The organism is Mesorhizobium sp. GW821-FHT07A06 (assembly GCF_059419085.1).
This window is the reverse complement of the sequence record NZ_JBWKRC010000006.1, coordinates 251,146-266,156: the sequence shown is the minus strand read 5'-3', so window position 1 is coordinate 266,156 and position 15,011 is coordinate 251,146. Positions and strand designations below refer to the sequence as shown.

The 15,011-nt window shown below is 65.9% G+C and carries 15 protein-coding genes; 7 read left to right on the top strand and 8 right to left on the bottom strand.

The features are described from left to right. Window positions 1-1,410: an ATP-binding protein gene (locus AC07SZ_RS21295; RefSeq protein ID WP_056578041.1), complete on the bottom strand. Its 1,410-nt coding sequence runs from the start codon at window positions 1,408-1,410 to the stop codon at window positions 1-3. Beyond that, window positions 1,407-2,123 (bottom strand): response regulator, encoded by a 717-nt coding sequence (locus AC07SZ_RS21290; protein ID WP_056578039.1) that lies wholly within the window; start codon window positions 2,121-2,123, stop codon window positions 1,407-1,409. The genes AC07SZ_RS21295 and AC07SZ_RS21290 overlap by 4 nt, the downstream gene beginning before the upstream one ends. Window positions 2,124-2,393: 270 nt before the next feature. Here AC07SZ_RS21290 and AC07SZ_RS21285 point away from each other — a divergent pair, with 270 nt between their 5' ends. From AC07SZ_RS21285 to clpS, 4 genes are all read left to right on the top strand, one after another. Continuing rightward, on the top strand, window positions 2,394-2,693 hold the full coding sequence (locus AC07SZ_RS21285) for a hypothetical protein (RefSeq protein WP_056578037.1): 300 nt from the start codon (window positions 2,394-2,396) through the stop codon (window positions 2,691-2,693). A gap of 37 nt (window positions 2,694-2,730) precedes the next feature. Next, entirely contained in the window at window positions 2,731-2,982 is a 252-nt protein-coding gene (locus tag AC07SZ_RS21280; RefSeq protein WP_056578035.1) for a hypothetical protein, read from the top strand. Between the two features lie 158 nt (window positions 2,983-3,140). Further along, complete coding sequence (locus AC07SZ_RS21275) at window positions 3,141-3,455, top strand: hypothetical protein (protein ID WP_056578033.1); 315 nt, start codon at window positions 3,141-3,143, stop codon at window positions 3,453-3,455. A 139-nt stretch (window positions 3,456-3,594) separates the two neighbouring features. Continuing rightward, window positions 3,595-3,900: an ATP-dependent Clp protease adapter ClpS gene (gene clpS / locus AC07SZ_RS21270; RefSeq protein WP_056578031.1), complete on the top strand. Its 306-nt coding sequence runs from the start codon at window positions 3,595-3,597 to the stop codon at window positions 3,898-3,900. A 175-nt stretch (window positions 3,901-4,075) separates the two neighbouring features. Here clpS and AC07SZ_RS21265 read toward each other — a convergent pair whose 3' ends face one another. Genes AC07SZ_RS21265 through AC07SZ_RS21250 form a run of 4 tightly spaced genes read right to left on the bottom strand, consistent with a single transcriptional unit; the run spans window position 4,076 to window position 10,922 of the window. Next, window positions 4,076-6,154 (bottom strand): hypothetical protein, encoded by a 2,079-nt coding sequence (locus AC07SZ_RS21265; RefSeq protein ID WP_172372317.1) that lies wholly within the window; start codon window positions 6,152-6,154, stop codon window positions 4,076-4,078. A gap of 3 nt (window positions 6,155-6,157) precedes the next feature. Continuing rightward, on the bottom strand, window positions 6,158-8,980 hold the full coding sequence (locus AC07SZ_RS21260; protein ID WP_494915700.1) for a DUF4159 domain-containing protein: 2,823 nt from the start codon (window positions 8,978-8,980) through the stop codon (window positions 6,158-6,160). Further along, window positions 8,977-9,918 (bottom strand): DUF58 domain-containing protein, encoded by a 942-nt coding sequence (locus tag AC07SZ_RS21255; protein ID WP_494915699.1) that lies wholly within the window; start codon window positions 9,916-9,918, stop codon window positions 8,977-8,979. Before AC07SZ_RS21255 ends, AC07SZ_RS21260 begins: the two co-directional genes overlap by 4 nt. Further along, complete coding sequence (locus AC07SZ_RS21250; RefSeq protein ID WP_494915698.1) at window positions 9,918-10,922, bottom strand: AAA family ATPase; 1,005 nt, start codon at window positions 10,920-10,922, stop codon at window positions 9,918-9,920. The genes AC07SZ_RS21255 and AC07SZ_RS21250 overlap by 1 nt, the downstream gene beginning before the upstream one ends. A 142-nt stretch (window positions 10,923-11,064) precedes the next feature. Here AC07SZ_RS21250 and AC07SZ_RS21245 point away from each other — a divergent pair, with 142 nt between their 5' ends. From AC07SZ_RS21245 to AC07SZ_RS21235, 3 genes are read left to right on the top strand one after another with little or no spacing between them, the layout of a single operon-like run. Further along, the gene (locus AC07SZ_RS21245) at window positions 11,065-11,694 is read left to right on the top strand and encodes a DUF1285 domain-containing protein (RefSeq protein WP_494915780.1); all 630 of its coding nucleotides are present in this window, start codon (window positions 11,065-11,067) and stop codon (window positions 11,692-11,694) included. Further along, window positions 11,694-12,326 (top strand): CoA pyrophosphatase, encoded by a 633-nt coding sequence (locus tag AC07SZ_RS21240; protein WP_056578361.1) that lies wholly within the window; start codon window positions 11,694-11,696, stop codon window positions 12,324-12,326. Before AC07SZ_RS21245 ends, AC07SZ_RS21240 begins: the two co-directional genes overlap by 1 nt. Next, the gene (locus AC07SZ_RS21235) at window positions 12,323-13,588 is read left to right on the top strand and encodes a CCA tRNA nucleotidyltransferase (protein WP_494915697.1); all 1,266 of its coding nucleotides are present in this window, start codon (window positions 12,323-12,325) and stop codon (window positions 13,586-13,588) included. Before AC07SZ_RS21240 ends, AC07SZ_RS21235 begins: the two co-directional genes overlap by 4 nt. 160 nt (window positions 13,589-13,748) lie before the next feature. Here the strand turns inward: AC07SZ_RS21235 and AC07SZ_RS21230 are convergent, their stop codons facing one another. Both AC07SZ_RS21230 and hemF read right to left on the bottom strand, forming a co-directional pair. Beyond that, entirely contained in the window at window positions 13,749-13,934 is a 186-nt protein-coding gene (locus tag AC07SZ_RS21230; RefSeq protein WP_056578017.1) for a DUF1059 domain-containing protein, read from the bottom strand. Between the two features lie 160 nt (window positions 13,935-14,094). Further along, window positions 14,095-15,009, bottom strand: a complete 915-nt coding sequence (gene hemF / locus AC07SZ_RS21225) for an oxygen-dependent coproporphyrinogen oxidase (RefSeq protein WP_494915696.1) — start codon at window positions 15,007-15,009, stop codon at window positions 14,095-14,097. Between the last annotated feature and the right edge of the window lie 2 nt (window positions 15,010-15,011).

The following is a 15,011-nucleotide window of genomic DNA, read 5'->3' as shown; positions in this document are numbered from 1 at the left end:
TCAGGCCGCCAGTGGCAGGCGCAGCTCCGTCAGCAATCCGCCATCCGGATGATTGGACAGGCGGATCTCGCCGCCGGCGGCGCGCGCGATGTTGCGGGCAATGGTGAGGCCCAGCCCAAGGCCGCCGGTCTGGCGGTTGCGGGACTGTTCGAGGCGCACGAAGGAGCCGAACACGGCATCGATCTGGGCCTGTGGTATACCAGGTCCTTCATCGCGGATGGTGAGCGTGATCGTGCCGTCCGAGCGGTGCAGGCTGAGATGCGCCTTCTTGCCGTAGGTGACGGCATTCTGCACCAGATTGGTGACGCAGCGTCTGAGCGCGACCGGCCGCGCGATGCAGATCAGGCCGCGCGAACGGGTGTCGTCATTGTCGAATGAGACCTCCGGATAAGGGTCGGCGATCGATTCCACGAGCGACCAGAAGTCGATGCGCTCGGTCTTTTCCTCGTTCACCTCGAAGGTGGCGAAGTCGATCACCGAACTGGCGATGCTCTCTACATCGGCAAGATCATGCGCCAGCGCCTCGCGAACCGCCGATTTGCGCAACAATTCCAGCCGCAGCCGCATGCGCGTCATCGGCGTGCGCAGGTCGTGCGCCAGCGCGGCGGCAAGATGCTCGCGGTCCTCGACATATTCGCGCAGCCTGGCCTGCATGGCGTTGATTGCCCTCGCCGCGGCCTTAACCTCGCGGCTGCCGCTCTCGGCGATCGGCGGGCTCTTCAGGTCCTTGCCGATCCTGTTCACGGCGGTTTCCATCATCCGGTAGGGCGCCGTCAGCCGGCGCAGCGACCAGATCGACATGATCACCACCAGCCCGGCGATCAGCGCATAGAGCGGCAGGCTGTCGAAGCTCAGGATCGGGCCAATCGGCGTGATCGGCTCGGTGAAATTCAGCCACTGGCCGTCGGCGAAGCGCAAGGAGGCCGTCAGCTTGTCGCTCTGGGCGAAATCGGCTGCGAGCACCAGAAGGTCGCGCTCCACCTGGCCGATATCGGGGCCGGATGCGGTGCCGCTGGCGTCGTCGGCCTCGCGCGTCGCCGGATCGCGCCGCACGCGCGCGTCGGTGACGCCGAACTTCGACAGCCGGCCAACGAGGATGTCTTCGAGTTCGGCCAGTTCGTCGTCGCCGGCGATCGAGGAGGTGACGGCGGGCGTGTCCGAGACGGTAAGGGCGTAGGTCGAGTTGAACAGGCCTGCCGCGGTCGCCTTGCGCTCCTCGGGCGTGGCGCCGCTCATCAGCTGCACCAGCGAGAAGGCGCGGTCGTTGAGGCGATAGAGGTCGACCACGTCGTTGGAGGCGGCGCGGTCGCGCGACACGATATAGAGGGTCGCGACCTGGCTGATCAAAAGGCCGGCAATGACAATCAGCAGCACCCAGGCAGGCAAGGTCTGCGGCAGGAGACGTCTCATTCGGAGGTCGTCTCGGGCAGGAACTGGTAGCCGCCGCTGCGCACCGTGAGGATCAGCTTGGGCGTTTTGGGGTCATCTTCCATCTTGCGCCGCAACCTGCTGACGAGGATGTCGATGCTGCGATCGAAGGAATAGTCGCTGTCGCCACCGGACAGCTCGATGAGCTGGTCGCGGGTCAGCACGCGCTGGGCGCTCTTGACGAAGGTTTGCAGCAGGTTGAATTCGGCCATGGTCAGCTCGACCCTGACATCGTCGGGCGCGGTCAGCCGTCGCCGCGCACAGTCCATCGTCCAGCCGGCGAAACGATAGATCTGCTTGGTCGCGGCGCGTTTCGGCTCGGCGGCACCATTGCGCCGCAGCACGGCACGGATCCGGGCCAGGAGTTCGCGCGGATCGAAGGGCTTGGGGACATAGTCGTCGGCGCCCATCTCCAGGCCGACCACGCGGTCGGTTGTCTCGGTGACGGCGGTCAGCATGATGATCGGCGTCGTGTACTGGGCGCGCAGGTCGCGGCACAATTCCAGCCCGCTCTTGCCGGGCAGCATCACGTCGAGGACGATGAGGTCCACCTGCGAGCGGCGCAGGATGGTCTCCATCTCGGTGCCGTCGGCGGCAACCGAAGTGTGCAGGCCTCGCTTCTGGAAGAACTCCTGAAGCAGGTCGCGGATGCCCTTGTCGTCGTCGACGATCAGTATGTGTGCGTCGGATTTCACGAGGTACCCTGTCCCGGTTGCCGGCCAAGCCATTCCTGGCAGGTGAGCCACACGATAGAATTCGGGCCATATGTTGGCCAGTGCCTTGGATTTCAAGGGAGAACGAATTCCGCCTTCTCCACATGGAAAGCGGCGGGGTCCTGGCAGACACAATCCAGAAACAAAATTCTACAATCGGGAAAAACTCCTGAAAAGGTAAGGCGGCATAACGGTGCCGTGGCGGTCAGATTACCGGCTGCGACGCAAAGTCTCCGGGTCACGGAAAAACCGATGCCAAGCTTGTCGATCAGTTTGTTGGGTGCGTTGCTGGGCCTTGGCCTGGTCACTGCCGCTGTTGGACAATCGGATGCAAAGGCGCCGCTCACCCGGAGCGAACGGTGCGCCAATCTCAGCCACCAATTTGATGAAGCCCTCGAAACCCACGCCACGGCAACGCAGGTCACCGCGGCAAAGGCACTTCAGAGAAAGGGCAACCGGTACTGCGCCGCCAAGAAACAGGCACAGGGAATTCGGATGCTCGCCAATGCTTTGAAGCTGCTTGGAGTGGCACCGAACGACCCGGTCCAGTGACACTCAAAATCGACCCGCATAAAAAGGAAATGAAGCCATGAAAAAGTCCATCCTGTCCGCCACCGGTCTCGCCGTTGCCCTGGCTTTCGCGATGCCCGCTCTCGGCAACGCCGCTGCCACCACGACCGCTGCTCCGGCTGCCTCGACCACGACGACCACCACCGCTCCGGCTGCTGACGCCACCGCCAAGCCCCCGGTGAAGAAGGTCGTCAAGAAGGTCAAGCACAAGAAGGCTCCCGCCAAGAAGACCGTGAAGAAGGCCAAGGCCAAGGATGCTCCGAAGGCCTGATCCAGGTCCGACGATTTTCATCAAGGCCGCTCCAGCCGCACTGGCTGGGGCGGCCTTCTGCCAGGTACCCGATCGAGCGGCTGAGCACCGGCGCCCACAGCCTGTAATCTCGATCTGACTTAACCCGTTTTCAACGCCGGCCGTGTAGGACAATCCGCATGAAGAAGCGGCTTTCGTCCATTTTGCGTTCGATGGTGATCGGCGGCCTGGTTGCCACCGGTGTCGCCAGGGCGCTGATTCTGCTCACCGCGAGCCCCGTGCCCGATCCTGCCAGTGGCCGCACCGAACCCTCGCTGTTCGCGCCGATAATTTCCAGCAACTGGGACTACATCACGCCTGTCCAGGCGTGGCTGCTGATCGTGCTTCTTGCCGTGACGCTGGTCTGCGTTGCCGGATGGCCGATCGCGGCCTGGATGGAACGCCGGGCGGACGCCGGAGCAAACCGCCGCGTCTTCGGCCGCCAGGGCCGTTGAATCGCGACCGACAATCTCCCACATGGTTGTGAATGACCGGGCCCGCCCGCCGGCGGTCCGCACGCCAATCAAAATGGACGATCGCCGCCGCCCGTGGCAAAATACACGGTGAAGCCCGATCGCGAAACTGTCGGTTCCGATGCCTGAAACCACCACGAAACCCCGCACCAAGGTCAAGCCGCAGACCGAGCGGCCGAAGCTCTACAAGGTCATCCTCATCAATGATGATTTCACGCCGCGCGAATTCGTGGTGACGGTGCTGAAGGGTGAATTCAAGCTGAGCGAGGACCAGGCGCACCGGATCATGATCACCGCGCACCGGCGCGGCGCCTGTGTGGTCGCGGTCTTCACAAGGGATGTCGCCGAGACCAAGGCGACGCGGGCCACCGATGCCGGCAAGGCCAAGGGCTATCCCTTGCTGTTCACGACGGAACCGGAAGAGTGAGGAGGGGTTCTTCCCTTCTCCCCTTGTGGGAGAAGGTGGCCTCGCGAAGCGAGGTCGGATGAGGGGTGTTCCAGGGAACACCGGCGCCTCACTCCGCTGGAACACCCCTCAACCGTCTCGGCGCTGCGCGCCGATCCACCTTCTCCCACAAGGGGAGAAGGAAAACGGCGCCGCGCTACCTTCCCTCGCGGTACCACATCGAACCCATCGCCAGGAGCAGCAGGCCGAGGCCGAGGAAGCCGCCGAACAGGGGCACGCGCGAGACGGCCTTCAGGACGCTGTCATCGGTGGTGCGCAGGCCGATCCAGTCGCTGCCGGAGGCATCGCCGGCCGAGCGCACCGGCACGATGGAGGGCAGGGTCACGTCGCCGCCAGTGGCCGTGGACGAGGCCAGCCGGCGCACGCTGCCGCCGGTGGCTTCGGCCGGCGCTTTCAGCCGATCCTCGGTTGAGATGACGTCGGCGAATTCCGGGGCGTTGACCGGCCCGACATGGGCAAGCGCGGTGAGATCGCCATTGGCAACCTGGAACAGGCCGATCTCATTGGTTTGCACGCTGCCAAGGAAGACGCCGGGCTCGGTTTTGTCGAGCTTGACGGTCACGGTCTTGCCGGAGGGCGTGATGATCTGTGCGGGGCCGGGATCGTCGGCCATGGTCTGGCGGCGGATATCAAGCACCATGCCGCGTCCCTCGGCGGTCAACCGCTCTTCCTCGAGTTCGGGTTCCTTCATCAGCCAGTGGGCGATGCGCCGGTAGAGCTGGACATGCGGGCCGCCGCCCTCGAAGCCGCGCGCCCACAGCCAGCCCTGGTCGGACAGAAGCATGCCGACACGGCCTTCACCCTTGCGGTCGAGCAGGAGCAGGGGCCGGTTGTCGGCGCCCTTCATCACCACTTCGCCTTGCGGGTTCTGCACGCCGATGGTGCGGAACCAGCGGCTCCAATGCGGCGGCTCGGTGGCCGAACCGTCGAGGCCGCGCGTCACCGGATGACGCTGGCCAAGGTCGGTCAGGCGCGGATAGAACGCCTTTTCGACCACCTCGCCGGTCGGCATTGCGGGCAGGGCCGACATCAGCGGGGTGCGCGCGATCGAAGCCTCGCCGGCATATTCGGGGCCGGCGGCGATCAGCAGGGCGCCGCCCTTTTCGACATATTCGGAGATGTAGTCGTAATAGAGGATCGGCAGCACGTCGCGGTGCTGGTAGCGGTCGAAGATGATGAGGTCGAAATCCTTGATCTTCTCGACGAACAGCTCGCGGGTCGGGAAGGCGATCAGCGACAATTCGTTGATCGGCGTGCCGTCCTGCTTCTCCGGCGGCCGCAGAATGGTGAAGTGGACGAGATCGACAGAGGCGTCGGATTTCAACAGATTGCGCCAGGTGCGCTCGCCGGCATGCGGCTCGCCGGAAACCAGCAGCACGCGCAAATTCTCGCGGATGCCGTCGACCAGCGCGATGGCGCGGTTGTTGGTGTCGGTGAGTTCGCCCGGCTCGCGGTCGATGGCGAGTTCGATGATGTTGCGGCCGGCGCCCGGAATGGTCACCTGCAACGGCATGGCCTGGCCGACGGTGGCATGCTCGACCGAGACCTGCTCGCCATTGACCGAAACACGCACATCGACCGGGCCGGCCTCGTTTTCCGTCGAGATGACGCGGTAGGTCATGTCTAGCGGCTTGCCGACAAGGCCGAAGCGCGGCGCGTTCTCGAAGCGGATGCGGCGGTCCTTTTCGTGGTCGTTGCCGGTGATGAGCGCATGCAGCGGGGCGTTGAAGTCGGGCGCGCCCGAAGGCGTGTCATGCACCTCGCCATCGGTGATCATGATGGCGCCGCCGATGCGCGAGGGCGGCACGTCGCGGAAGGCGCCTTCCAGCGCGCCGAACAGCCGCGTTGCGGTGCGCTCCTCGGCGGCATCGGACTTGCCGGCCTCGACGACGCGGACGTCGAACTGCTTGAAGCGGCCAAGACGCTGCTGCAGCCCGGCCAGCGCTTCATCGGTCTGCCTGGTGCGGTCGCCGATGTCCTGGCTCTGGCTGCGGTCGACGATCAGCGCGACGACGCTCTTCAGCGGCTCGCGCTCCTCATTGAGGAACACCGGGTTGAACAGCGCGGCAGCGAGCGCCAGCAGGGCGACGAAGCGCAGGACACCACCACGCTGGCGAAACCACAGGCCGACGAGCGCAAGCAGCGCCAGCGGCACCAGCACCACAGCGAGCAGCGGCCAGGAGATCAGCGGTTCGAGGGAGATTGACCAGTTCATCCGCTACTGCCCCAATCGTTCGAGCAGTATGGGCACGTGCACCTGGTCGGATTTGTAGTTGCCGGTCAGCATGTACATCATGATGTTGACGCCGGCGCGCAGCGCATAGATGCGCTGCATCGGGTCGGCCGGCACGGTCGGCAGCAGCGGATCGCCATTCTCGTCGACCGCCCATGCGCCGGCGAAATCATTGGCGGTGATCATGATTGGCGAGACGCCGTCGCCGGTGCGTACCGGCCGGTTGTCGGCGTTGCTTGCATCGAGCGATGCCTCGACCCAGAGTGGGCTGCCGGCGAAACGGCCGGGAAATTCGGGCAGGATGAAGAAGGACTTGGTCAGCACGTGGTCCGACGGCACCGGCTCCAGCGGTGGCACGTTGAGGTTGCCGAGGATGTCGCGCAGCCGCTCGGTCGCCGGGCTGGTGGCATCGGCGCCGATGCCGTTGGCGAACTGGTCGCGCGTGTCGAACAATACGGTGCCACCCTGCTGCATATAGGCATCGATGCGGGCGATCGCGGCCTGGCTCGGCATGGGTGCCGCCGGATCGATCGGCCAGTAGATCAGCGGATAGAAGGATAGCTCGTCCTTCGAAATATCGACGCCGGCCGGCGCGCCCGGTTCGAGCGCTGTCTTCTCGATCAGGAAGCGCGTCAGGCCCTCGAGCCCGGCGCGGCTGATCGAATCGACGCCCGGCACGCCAGTCAGCACATAGGCGATGCGGGTCTTGGAGATCGCCGCGATCGCCGCCTCGTCGCCCGGCTTGGCATCGTCGGCGCGGGCGTAATCGGCATTGGCGAACAGTGCGCCCAGGGCAATCAGGACTGCCGCGGCCGTGGCCACGGCACCGGCACGGCGCGGCCGGCGTGAAAACAGGCCGCCCATCCAGAATACCGCCAGCGTGTCGAGCAGCATCAGCACCAGCGCCGCGGCGACCAGCGCGCCCTTCAGGTTGCGGGATTCGTCGAAAGCATACTGGATCGTGGTGACCGGAACGGCGACCTGCGGGCGCGCCAGCGGCTCGAACTTGGTTGAGGCATCGAGCAGATTATGGGCGAAGACGCCGGTCTCGGAACCATAGAGGCCCGGCGGGTTCTCGAAGGTCACCGGCAAAGCGCCGGCGCCCGGCACCAGCGGCCGCGCATCCGGCGTCGGCGGCCCCAGCGAGCCGTCGGCCGCGATCATCCGGTAGGGGGCCAGCGAGGTGGCGGCGGCCTCGGCATTGGCGACCGCCGCGCCCTGGTTGCGCGACAGCTGGACGATGCGGCGCAGCATCTCGACAAAGCTGCCCGAGATCGGCAGGTTCGACCATGTCGCCTCGGGCGTGACGTGGAACAGCACCAGCGTGCCCTTGCCTTTCTTCAGCCCGGTGACCAGCGGGGTGCCATCGGCCAGCGCCGCCCAGGTGCGCTCGACGATATCGGGTGTCGGCTCGGCCAGCACCTGCCTGCTCACGGTGACCTCGGTGGGCGGCGCCAGATCGGCGAACGGGCCGGCCTTGGGGAATTCGGTGACCGGCTGCGGCGACGTCCATGACAGGGCGCCGCCGAGCGAACGCTCGCCGATGCGCAGGCGGACCGGCAGCAAATCGTCATCATTGCCGGCGGCGGCCAGCCGCGAGCCGGCGAAACGCACCAGCGTGCCGCCATTGTCGACCCAGTCGACCAGCCTTTGCCGGACCTGTGCGGGAATGGTGCCGATGTCGGCCATGATGATCATCGCCGGCTTCTGGTCGAGGATCTGTGGGATGGCGTCGGCGAGATCGGCGCTGGAGGGTTCGACCAAGTCGGCGAAGGGCTGCAGCGCGCGCCTGATGTAGTAGAGCGGCGACAGAAGCGGCTGCGCCTGGTCTGCCTCGGCCTGTGACAGCAGCCCGACACGGCGGCGCTTGGAGCTTTCGTCGAGCACACGCACCGCGCCCGCCTGGCGCTCGCCGTCGAGCGCGATCGAGGCGAAATCATTGCGCAGCTCGAACGGCACCGCCATGGTGCCGGTGGCGGTGGCTTCGCCGGGCGCGAAGGTCAGCGTCGCATCGGCGATGCGGCGGCCCTTGTCGTCGAAGGCGCCGGCGGTGACCTGCGCGGGCGCGGGGTCGCCCGGCGCGCGGATGGCGGTGAGGGCAAAGCCGTCGACCTGGTTGTCGGCGGCGGTCAGGCCGGTCAGGGAAAGCCGGTCGGCGGTTGCCCAGACGATGCGGGCGGCATTTTTCGACAAAAGCGTGTTGAAGGCGGCTTCATCGCCCTTGGCCGCCAGTCCGTCGGCCAGCACGGCGACGCTGGCGCCGGGCAGGCTCTCCAGAACGCCGGCGACGCGGGCATAGACGGCGGGCCGGTCGGTCGGGATTGGCCGCGGCTTGGCGGCGCGCAGCCGGTCGAGCGCGGCGGCGGCATCGAAGGGGCCGATCTCCGCATTGGCCTTTTCAGCGGTGAAGGCGATGATGACCGGCACGCCGTTCGAGCCGGCGTCGGCGATCAGCCGTTCGGCGGTGGCGACGCGCTTGTTCCAGTCGGCCGCACTGGCCCAGTCATTGTCGATGACCAGCGCAAGGGCAGGACCCTCGGCCGGCAGCTTTTCGCGCGGGTTGAAGACCGGTTCGGCCAATGCCGCGACGATGAGCGCCGCCATCAGCAGCCTGAGCAGCGTCAGCCACCATGGGCTCTGCTGCGGCGTCTCCTCGCGCTTCAGCACCCGCGCCAGGATTTTCAGCGGCGGGAAGATCTCGCTCTGCGGCTTGGGCGGCGTCAGCCTGAGCAGCCACCATATCACCGGCAATGCCAGCAGGCCCCACAGCACCATGGGCGCGCCAAAGGAGAGCGGCAGCCAACTCATGCGACAGCCTTCCCCGGCTGACGACTGCCTGCGTTCAGCCCGGCATATCCGCCATCGGCGGTCATCGCCATGTGCAGGCGCACCAGTGCGTCGGACGCCAGCCGATCGGTGTGGTTGACGGTAAAACTCCAGCCGAGCCGCTTGCACCAGCCGGCCAATTCCGCGCGGCGGGCGGTGTAGAGCAGGCGATACTCGTCGCCGAGCATTTCGGCACGGCCGGCGGTCAGCTTTTCGCCGGTTTCGGGATCGGTGAACTCGGTGCGGCCGGCATAGGGGAAGGTTTCCTCGGCCGGGTCGGCGACTTCGATCAGATGCGCGCGCACGCCGTGGCGAGCAAGCACGTCGAGCCATTCCATCGTCTCTTCGACCGGATCGAGGAAATCGCTGGCGATGACGATGTCGCAGAACCGCCTGATGTCCGACAGATCAGGCTTGGCCGGCAGGTCGCCGGCATGCATCAGCTGGGTGGCGATGCGCTCGGCGCCGTTGCGGGCCGTGAACGGATCGGTCAGTCCCGGCCAGGCGATGCGCTCGCCGCTGCGCGACAACAATTCGGCCATGGCCAGCGCCAGCACCAACGCGCGCGATTGCTTGGAAACGCTGGCGCCGGTTGACTTGTAGAGCATGGACGGCGAAGGGTCTGCCCACAGCCATACCGTATGGGCGGCCTCCCATTCGCGGTCGCGCACATAGGTGTGGTCGTCGCGCGCCGAGCGGCGCCAGTCGATGCGCGAGGAATCGCCTTCGACATAGGGCCGGAACTGCCAGAAATTCTCGCCGATGCCGCGCTTGCGGCGGCCATGCCAGCCGGCGATCACGGTGTTGACGATGCGGCGCGCCTCGACCAGCAGGTCAGGCACAAGCGAAGCCCGCAACCGGCCACGGGCGAGCGCATCGCGCGTCGCTGCCGGAGACTGGACCTCGCCGATACGCGTCATCAAATCCCTTTCACAAGCTTCGCCACCACATCGCGCACGCTGGTGCCCTCGGCGCGGGCGGCGAAGGTAAGTGCCATACGATGCTGCAGCACCGGCTCGGCCAGGGCCCGCACATCGTCGATCGAAGGCGCCAGCCGCCCATCGTAGAGCGCGCGGGCGCGCGCGCACAACATCAGTGCCTGGCTGGCGCGCGGGCCAGGGCCCCAGGCGACATGCTTGTCGGTCTCGGCATTGCCCTGGCCCGGCCGCGCAGAGCGCACCAGGGTCAGGATCGCCTCGACGACGCTTTCGGGCACCGGCATGCGGCGGATCAACGTCTGGATCTCCTTCAGCCGTGCCGGCTGCAGCACGTTCTGGGCCTTCGCATCCTCGATGCCGGTGGTTTCCAGGAGGATGCGGCGTTCGGCCTCGATTTCGGGATAGAGGATGTCGACCTGCATCAGGAAGCGGTCGAGCTGGGCTTCGGGCAGCGGATAGGTGCCTTCCTGCTCCAGCGGATTCTGCGTCGCCAGCACGTGGAAGGGCGCCGGCAGATCGTAGCGGGCGCCGGCGATGGTAACGTGATACTCCTGCATGGCCTGAAGCAGCGCCGACTGCGTGCGCGGCGAAGCGCGGTTGATCTCATCGGCCATCAGCAACTGGGCGAAGATCGGCCCGGAGATGAAGCGGAAGGAGCGCTTGCCGGTCTCGTCCTGCTCCATCACCTCGGAGCCGAGAATGTCCGATGGCATCAGGTCGGGCGTGAACTGGATGCGGCGCGAATCGAGGCCGAGCACGACGCCCAGCGTCTCGACCAGCTTGGTCTTGGCAAGGCCCGGCACGCCGACCAGCAGCGCATGGCCGCCGGCCAGCAGCGCCACCAAAGTGCGCTCGACGACATTCTCTTGGCCGAAGATCACCCGGCCGACCCCGTCGCGGATCCTGGAAATGTCAGCCAGCGCCTTCTCGGCCTCAGCGATCATGTCCGTTTCGCTGATCGGGCTTTCCTTGACCATCACGCTCATGTCGTATCGATCCCTTTGGTTGGAAATACCGGCCCGCACCATATCATAGGTTGCCGCGATTCGGCCTCGCGTAGCGCCTATGGTCGAACTTAAATCACAGACTTAGGCTGACAAGCGGAACAACAGTGACTATTTCGTGACGATGACGGAACACGACGAACATTGCCAACAAAGCCTTACGCAGGCGACCGAGGCACGCGGCCTCGAGGCGCTGATCTCGCGCGCGGCCCGGGCCGGCAAGGGCGCGGCCCCCGTCGAGCGCTGGAATCCCGACTTTTGCGGCGATCTCGACATGGAGATCAAGGCCGACGGCACCTGGTTTTACCTGGGAACGCCGATCGGCCGCATGCCGCTGGTGCAGCTTTTCTCCTCGGTGCTGCGCAAGGACGCGGATGGCAGGACCTATCTGGTGACGCCGGTGGAGAAAGTCGGCATCCGCGTCGCCGACGCGCCGTTCATCGCCGTCGAACTGGATGTTTCGGGCAGCGGCGAGGAACAGATCATCACCTTTCGCACCAATGTCGGCGACGTGGTCGAGGCCGGACCGGAGCGGCCGCTGCGCTTCGTCGACGAGAACGAGACCGGCGGCCTGAAGCCCTATGTGCTGGTACGCGGCCGGCTGGAAGCGCTGGTGGCGCGGCCCGTCATGTACGAACTGGTTGGACATGGCGAGGAGATCGAGGTCGGCGGCGAGACCATGTTCGCGGTCCGCTCGAAGGGCGCTGTGTTTCCAATCATGCCGGCTGGCCAACTTAAGCGGCTGAGCGCATGATGGACCAGGTGTCACCGGCGCCGTTTTCATCGGCGGATTTTCGCGCGCGCTTTGCCGCGCAGCCGCAAGCGCATGCCGGCGACGATTATGGCGACCATCGCTTCAATCCAGGCCATCCGCGCCTCAACCAGGGCAAGGCGCTGCGCGACGCGGCGGTGCTGATCCCGGTGGTCGATCATGATGGTGAGGCCACGGTTCTCCTGACCAAACGGGCCGAAAAGCTGCGCAGCCATTCGGGGCAGGTGGCCTTTCCCGGCGGCACCATCGACCCGACCGACGCAAGCCCGGAAGCGGCGGCGCTGCGCGAGACCTTCGAGGAGATCGGGCTTGGCCGGGATCGCATCGAGATCATCGGCCGCATGCCGGACTATGTCGCCGGCAGCGGCTACAGGATCGCGCCGGTGCTCGGCATCGTTCGGCCCGGCTTCCAGCTGACCTTGAACGCCGACGAGGTCGATGCCGCCTTCGAGGTGCCGTTGCACTTCCTGATGGACCCGTTGAACCACAAGCGCGACAGCCGCATGTGGAACGATCTCGAATGGTTCTTCTACGACATGCCCTATGGCGACCGGCGCATCTGGGGCGTCACCGCCGGCATCATCCGTACGCTCTATGAAAGGCTTTATGCGTGAGTGTTTCGATCGCGGGCAGGGCCGACTGGCTCACCGAAAAGCATTTGCAGCGCCTGCTTGCCGCCTTGGCCGAAGGCGGCGAAGAGGCGCGTGTCGCCGGTGGCGCGGTGCGCAACACGCTGATGGGCCAATCGGTCGCCGACGTCGACATCGCCACCACCTGTTTGCCCGAGGAAACCATCCGCCGCGCCGGGGCGGAAGGCTTCAAGCCGGTGCCAACCGGCATCGAGCACGGCACGATCACCGTCGTCGCCGGCGGCAAGCCCTATGAAGTCACCACCTTGCGCGCCGATGTCGAGACCGACGGCCGCCGCGCCAAGGTGGCGTTCGGACGCGACTGGAAGCTGGACGCCGAGCGGCGCGACTTCACCATAAACGCGCTCTATGCCGACGCCGACGGCACCGTCGTCGACCTGGTCGGCGGCATCGCCGACATCGAGGCGCGCCAGCTGCGCTTCATCGGCGATCCGGAGGCGCGCATCCGCGAGGATTATCTGCGGATCCTGCGCTTCTTCCGCTTCTTCGCCTGGTATGGCGAGGGCCGGCCGGACGCCGAAGGGCTGAAGGCCTGCGCCCGGCTGAAGGAGGGCTTGGCCCAGCTTTCGGCGGAGCGCGTCTGGTCCGAACTGAAGAAGCTCTTGTCGGCACCTGACCCGTCGCGGGCGCTGCTGTGGATGCGGCAGGCGAGTGTGCTGACCACCGCGCTGCCGGAAAGCGAGAAATGGGGCATCGATGCCATCCATGGGCTGACCAAGGCCGAAAAGGATCTCGGCTGGGCGGCGGATCCGCTGCTGCGGCTGGAGGCGCTTGTGCCGCCGGATGCCGCGCGCATGCAAACGCTTGCCGAGCGGCTCCGGTTTTCGACCGATGAAGCACACCGCCTGCGCCATTGGGCACTCACGACCGCCGTCGAGCCGAAGATCACCGAGGGCGAACTGGCCAAACGACTCTATCGCGGCGACCGGAAAGGCTTTGTCGATCGCCTGCGGCTGTCGCTTGCGGCGGCGCGGGTGCGCGCTGTCGAGAACAATGACGCGCTGCTGGAGGCCGGCGGCTTTTCGCGCCTGCTGGCCTTCGCACGCAAATGGGAAAAGCCGGTGTTTCCGCTGAAGGGCGCCGATCTGACGGCGCTCGGCGCGACGCCAGGGCCGAAGCTGGGTGAGATCCTCAAGAACCTCGAGGCGGAATGGATCGACGCCGGGTTTGCGCCGGACCGCGGCGCGCTGCTCGAACGCGCCGCGCAAGCCCTGAACGCCGGATAGGGTATTAGAGCACGTCACCGTTTCACGGAAACGGCGAACCGCTCTAACTCCTTGTTTAGACGCAATTCCCAAGGGCAAGCGCTACGCGCTTGTCCCGGGAAAACCGCTCACACTTTTCCTGGAATTGCTCTAGCAGCGATTCCTCAGGGAATGCTTCAAGTCAGGCTGCGTCGCGGACTTTTTCGATGCGCGAGCGGATCGCCTCGATCATCGTTTCGCGGATGACGGTCTCACCATGCGTCTCGCGCATATGCTCGACGGCACGGCGCATCACTTCGGCTTCCTCGTCGGCACGGGTGTGCCAGTCACAGCCGGGAACGAGCGACCCGCAGTGGAATTGCTTCATCGGATTTCTCCTTTTCCTCCATGGAGCCAGTCAAGGCTCCCTTTGGCCCACGGTCGATTACAGGTGAGGGCTTCGGACCATGAGCAGGGGTAGAGACGATAACACGGAAGGGGCTGTCTGGTTGCATCAAAGCGCCGTGCGCCTTGCGCTTACCTGACATTTACGGCCAGCGTACCTCTGGCGGCAGGCTGGACAGGATCGAGGCGACATTGCCGCCGGTTTTCAGGCCGAAGATGGTTCCGCGGTCGTAAAGCAGGTTGAATTCGACGTAGCGGCCACGGCGGATAAGCTGTTCGTCGCGGTCGCCGTCGGTCCAGTTCTCGTTGAAGTTGGCGCGCACGAGGTGGCCGTAGACGACAAGAAAGGAGCGCCCGACATCCTGGACGAAGTTGAAGTCGGCATTCCAGCCGCCTTTCTCCTCGCCCGAATGCAGCCAGTCGAAGAAGATGCCGCCGGTGCCGCGCGGCTCGTTGCGGTGGGCCAGGAAGAAGTACTCGTCGCACCAGGTCTTGAATTTCGGGTAGTCGGCGACGCCGGCGTTCTTCTCGCAGGCGAACTGCATGGCGCGGTGGAAGGCGACGGTGTCGGGATCGTCCTGGGTGCGGCGGCGGTCGAGCACCGGGGTCAGGTCGGCGCCGCCGCCGAACCATTGGCGCGAGGTCACCACCATGCGCGTGTTCATGTGCACGGCCGGCACGTTGGGATTCCAGGGGTGCGCGATCAGCGAAATGCCGGATGCCCAGAAGCGCGGGTCTTCCTCGGCGCCGGGCATCTGCTTCCTGAACTCAGGCGAGAACTCGCCGTAAACGGTCGAGGTGTGCACACCGACCTTCTCGAAGACGCGGCCATGCATCATCGACATGGTGCCGCCGCCGCCCTTGCCCTGGTCACGCTCCCAAGGCGTCTTCTCGAAACGGCCAGGGGACCAGGAGGCCAGTGGGCCCTGGAGATCCTGCTCGATCTGCTCGAAGGCGCCGCAAATGCGTTCGCGCAGCGCCTCGAACCACAGGCGGGCCTTCATCTTCTTCTCTTCGATGTCGGCGGGCAGGCCGGCGGGTATTTCGGGTCGTTCCAAGT

What these genes read in the sequence shown, in the direction of transcription:
- AC07SZ_RS21295 (WP_056578041.1), bottom strand. Translation starts at nt 1,410, where the DNA reads ATGAGACGTCTCCTGCCGCAGACCTTGCCTGCCTGGGTGCTGCTGATT.
- AC07SZ_RS21285 (WP_056578037.1), top strand. Translation starts at nt 2,394, where the DNA reads ATGCCAAGCTTGTCGATCAGTTTGTTGGGTGCGTTGCTGGGCCTTGGC.
- AC07SZ_RS21280 (WP_056578035.1), top strand. Translation starts at nt 2,731, where the DNA reads ATGAAAAAGTCCATCCTGTCCGCCACCGGTCTCGCCGTTGCCCTGGCT.
- AC07SZ_RS21275 (WP_056578033.1), top strand. Translation starts at nt 3,141, where the DNA reads ATGAAGAAGCGGCTTTCGTCCATTTTGCGTTCGATGGTGATCGGCGGC.
- clpS (WP_056578031.1), top strand. Translation starts at nt 3,595, where the DNA reads ATGCCTGAAACCACCACGAAACCCCGCACCAAGGTCAAGCCGCAGACC.
- AC07SZ_RS21265 (WP_172372317.1), bottom strand. Translation starts at nt 6,154, where the DNA reads ATGAACTGGTCAATCTCCCTCGAACCGCTGATCTCCTGGCCGCTGCTC.
- AC07SZ_RS21260 (WP_494915700.1), bottom strand. Translation starts at nt 8,980, where the DNA reads ATGAGTTGGCTGCCGCTCTCCTTTGGCGCGCCCATGGTGCTGTGGGGC.
- AC07SZ_RS21255 (WP_494915699.1), bottom strand. Translation starts at nt 9,918, where the DNA reads ATGACGCGTATCGGCGAGGTCCAGTCTCCGGCAGCGACGCGCGATGCG.
- AC07SZ_RS21250 (WP_494915698.1), bottom strand. Translation starts at nt 10,922, where the DNA reads ATGAGCGTGATGGTCAAGGAAAGCCCGATCAGCGAAACGGACATGATC.
- AC07SZ_RS21245 (WP_494915780.1), top strand. Translation starts at nt 11,065, where the DNA reads ATGACGGAACACGACGAACATTGCCAACAAAGCCTTACGCAGGCGACC.
- AC07SZ_RS21240 (WP_056578361.1), top strand. Translation starts at nt 11,694, where the DNA reads ATGGACCAGGTGTCACCGGCGCCGTTTTCATCGGCGGATTTTCGCGCG.
- AC07SZ_RS21230 (WP_056578017.1), bottom strand. Translation starts at nt 13,934, where the DNA reads ATGAAGCAATTCCACTGCGGGTCGCTCGTTCCCGGCTGTGACTGGCAC.